This is a genomic window from Mycobacterium sp. NAZ190054 (assembly GCF_001545925.1).
Classification (GTDB): domain Bacteria; phylum Actinomycetota; class Actinomycetes; order Mycobacteriales; family Mycobacteriaceae; genus Mycobacterium.
Genome location: NZ_LMVQ01000343.1, coordinates 1 through 3272, shown reverse-complemented (window position 1 = coordinate 3272; position 3272 = coordinate 1). Strand labels below are relative to the sequence as shown.

2 protein-coding genes and 1 pseudogene are annotated in these 3272 nt (G+C 68.9%); 1 reads left to right on the top strand and 2 read right to left on the bottom strand.

All coding sequences use genetic code 11. The features are described 5' to 3' along the window. On the top strand, positions 1 to 1183 hold a 1183-nt coding region (gene metK, locus ASJ79_RS21130), incomplete at its 5' end, for a methionine adenosyltransferase (RefSeq protein ID WP_156448556.1). Here metK and ASJ79_RS21125 read toward each other — a convergent pair. Both ASJ79_RS21125 and ASJ79_RS21120 read right to left on the bottom strand, forming a co-directional pair. Further along, positions 1180 to 2664, bottom strand: a complete 1485-nt coding sequence (locus ASJ79_RS21125; protein WP_067959487.1) for an NAD(P)/FAD-dependent oxidoreductase — start codon at positions 2662 to 2664, stop codon at positions 1180 to 1182. The genes metK and ASJ79_RS21125 overlap by 4 nt on opposite strands. A 12-nt stretch (positions 2665 to 2676) precedes the next feature. Further along, a pseudogene (locus tag ASJ79_RS21120) lies at positions 2677 to 3153 on the bottom strand (alpha/beta hydrolase fold domain-containing protein); the annotation flags it as partial. Positions 3154 to 3272 lie beyond the last annotated feature (119 nt).

Here is a 3272-nt window from a genome sequence, read left to right as displayed (position 1 = left end):
TGAGTCGGTGACCGAGGGACACCCCGACAAGATCTGTGACGCCATCAGCGACTCGGTGCTCGACGCGTTGCTCGCCGACGATCCGAAATCCCGCGTCGCGGTGGAGACACTGGTGACGACCGGCCAGGTGCACGTGGTCGGTGAGGTCACCACGGCCGCCAAGACGGCGTTCGCCGACATCACCAACACCGTCCGGCAGCGGATCCTGGAGATCGGCTACGACAGCTCGGAGAAGGGCTTCGACGGCCTGACGTGCGGTGTGAACATCGGTATCGGCGCCCAGTCACCGGACATCGCGCAGGGCGTGGACACCGCCCACGAAACCCGCGTCGAGGGTGCGGGCGACCCGTTGGACGCCCAGGGCGCCGGCGACCAGGGCCTGATGTTCGGCTACGCGATCGCCGACACCCCCGAGCTGATGCCGCTGCCGATCGCGCTGGCCCACCGGCTGTCGCGCAAGCTGACCGAGGTCCGCAAGAACGGCACGCTGAACTACCTGCGCCCGGACGGCAAGACCCAGGTCACCGTGCAGTACGACGGCACCACCCCGGTGCGGCTCGACACCGTGGTGCTGTCCACCCAGCACGCCGACGGCATCGACCTCGACGGGCAGCTGACCCCGGACATCAAGCAGCACGTGATCGACACCGTGCTGACCGAACTGGGTCACGACACCCTGGACACCTCCGCCCCGCGCATCCTGGTCAACCCGACCGGCAAGTTCGTCCTGGGCGGGCCGATGGGTGACGCCGGCCTGACCGGGCGCAAGATCATCGTCGACACCTACGGCGGCTGGGCCCGCCACGGCGGCGGCGCGTTCTCCGGCAAGGATCCGTCCAAGGTGGACCGCTCGGCCGCGTACGCGATGCGCTGGGTGGCCAAGAACGTCGTCGCGGCCGGGCTGGCCGAGCGCGTCGAGGTTCAGGTCGCCTACGCGATCGGCAAGGCCGCCCCGGTCGGCCTGTTCGTCGAGACCTTCGGCTCGGAGACCGTCGACCCGGTCAAGATCGAGAAGGCCATCGGCGAGGTGTTCGACCTGCGTCCCGGCGCGATCATCCGCGACCTGGACCTGCTGCGCCCGATCTACGCGCCGACCGCGGCGTACGGTCACTTCGGCCGCACCGACGTCGAGCTGCCGTGGGAGCAGCTGAACAAGGTCGAGGACCTCAAAGCGGCTGTCTAAGAGACGAATTCGTAGTCTTCCAGCGGAAAGCGCCGGCTCCGCCAGTACGCCTCCAACGTGCTGGCGGGCCGCAACGGCACGTCGCCGTGGGCGTCGAAATAGTAGCTGTTGGCCAACCGGCAGCTGTCCTGCCAGAAGATCTGGCGGTGCCGCTTGCGCATCATCTCCGCGAAATACCGGTCGTTGGCCTGCTGGCGGACCTCCACCCTGACCGCGCCGCGCCGGCGGGCCGCGGTCAGGCACCGCACGATGTGGCGGGTCTGCGCCTCGATCAGCGCGAAGTACGACGAGCCGACGTAGCCGTACGGGCCGAAGACGGTGAAGAAGTTCGGGAAGCCCGGAATGCTGACTCCCTCGTAGGCCTGCAGCCGGTTCTGGTCCCAGAACCGGGCCAGCGAGCGGCCGCCCGGACCGGTCACCGGGAACGTCGGAACGCTGTCGGTGTCCATCACCTTGAAGCCCGTCGCCAGGATCAACACGTCGATCTCGCGCAGGGCGCCGTCGTCGGTGACGACGCCGGCACCGGTGATCTCGTCGATCGGCTCGGTCACCAACTCGACGTTGTCGCGGTTGAACGTCGACAGGTAGGTGTTGTGGAAACCCGGCCGCTTGCAGCCGACGGCGTACCGCGGCGTGAGTTTGTCGCGGACGACGGGGTCGTGGACCTGCTTGCGCAGGTACGCCCGCCCCACCGCGCCCATCCGCTTCGCCATCGGGTTGACCGTGAAGTACTGGGCCGCCAGCGGGAACGTCACCTCCACGTAGGCCTGGCTGAGCAGTCGTTGCACGGTCCGGCCCAACGGCAGCCGCATCACGGTCCGCGCCGCCGCCGACAGCGGGACGTCGAACTTCGGGAAGCACCAGATCGGCGTGCGCTGAAATACGGTGAGATGTTCGACGATCGGCGCGATCTCGGGGATCACCTGGACCGCCGAGGCGCCGGTGCCGATGACGGCGACACGCGCGTCGCGCAGGTCCCGGCCGTGATCCCAGCGTGCGGTGTGCATCGTCACCCCGGCGAACGAGTCCACGCCCGGGATCTCGGGCGGTTTCGGCACGGTCAGCACCCCGCCGGCGTTGATCAGGAACCGCGCCGTCAGTGTGCGCGGTCCGTCGGGCGAATCCAGTGCCAGACGCCAGAGGCGTTGTGAGTCATCGAAATCCGCGGAGCGGACGGTCGTCGCGAATCGGGTCTTGGCGCGCAGCCCGTACTTGTCGACGCAGTGCTCGGCGTAGGCCTTGAGTTCATCGCCCGGTGCGTAGGTGCGCGACCAGGCGGTGCTCTGTTCGAACGAGAACTGGTAGGAGAACGACGGGATGTCGACCGCGATACCCGGATAGGTGTTCCAGTACCACGTCCCGCCGGGCTCGTCGCCGGCCTCGACGATCAGGTAGTCGGTGATCCCGCGCCGGTCCAGGGCGATGGCCGTGCCGATCCCGGAGAACCCCGCCCCGACGATCACCGCCTCGAAGTCCGGCATACCGGGCACCCCCTATTTCAGCGCCGACCGCAAGGCGGCCAACCCGCGTTCGGTGGCCTCGGTCGCGGCCGGAACGATGCCCGCGTAGCCGAGGTAGCCGTGGACCAGTGACTCCGCGAGGTCCACCTCGACCGGTACGCCGGCCGCGGTGAGCAGCTCGGCGTAGCGCAGGCCGTCGTCGCGCAACGGGTCGTGGCCGGCGACGGCGATGTAGGCCGGTGGGAGACCGGCGAGTTCACCCCGGGCCGGCACCAGCGTGACCGGCGGGTCGGACAGGTCGGTGTCGCCGACATACCAGCGGGTGAATCCCTTGCACGCGGCCAGGTCGAGAATGGGCGCGTCGGCGTTCTCGGTGAACGACGGCAGCGAGGTGTCGAATGTGGTCGACGGATACCACAGCAGTTGGAAGCGCAACGGGACACCCGCGTCGCGGGCCGACTGCGCGACCACGGCGGCGAGGTTGCCGCCCGCCGAGTCACCGGCCACTGAGTCCACCCGCAGCTAACCCGCGCCTACACCCTGCGGCGGCTACAGTGACCAGGTTATGTTGGTCGCCGATCTGCACCACTTCCTCGACGTGGGACCCGACACCCCGGGGCCGGCCCGCA